Origin of the sequence: Kitasatospora sp. SC0581 (genome assembly GCF_048159585.1) — a bacterium.
Lineage (GTDB): Bacteria > Actinomycetota > Actinomycetes > Streptomycetales > Streptomycetaceae > Kitasatospora.
This window is the reverse complement of record NZ_JBLRWA010000113.1, coordinates 1-565: the sequence shown is the minus strand read 5'-3', so window position 1 is coordinate 565 and position 565 is coordinate 1. Positions and strand designations below refer to the sequence as shown.

Sequence of the window (565 nt, the reverse complement as noted above, 5' to 3'; positions counted from 1 at the left end):
CCGACGGGCCCACGGACGCGGACCTTCTCCAGCACGGGGACGAACTGCGGGCTGTCACCGGCCTGCCCCGCGGTCAGCACGAGTGCCAGGGGACGGCACCTGCGGTCGGCGGCCAGATGGACCTTGCTGGTCAGCCCGCCCCGGGACCGTCCGAGGTGGGCTTCCTTCAGGCGGAGCCCACGACGGAGCCGGGCGCGTCGCCGCTCGTCCTGTCCGTTCTGTTCCTGCGGCTCGCCCCTTTTTGTCGGGTCTCCTCCTGCTCCCGCGCGGCCTCCTCCAGGGCCTCCATGATCTCCTCGTCGACGAGCATCCCGGCGGCGTCGTGGTGAGCCCGGACGGACGTGGAATCCACGCTGACCAGCGACAGGTCCGCTGTCCCCTCGCGAGCGGCCTGGGCGATCAGGCCTTCCAGCAGGGCGGTGAAGACGCCCGCGTCCCGCCAGACACGGAATCGGCCGTAGACCGTCGGCCAGGGACCGAACTCGGAAGGCATCTCCCGCCACTGGGCGCTGCAGCGGAACCGCCAGATCACGCCCTCGAACTGCTCCCGAAGCCGCTCGGGGTA

At 71.5% G+C, this 565-nt stretch carries 1 pseudogene; it reads right to left on the bottom strand.

Annotated features, from left to right (window positions below):
• A pseudogene (locus ACLWS4_RS37330) lies at positions 1 to 565 on the bottom strand (transposase); the annotation flags it as partial.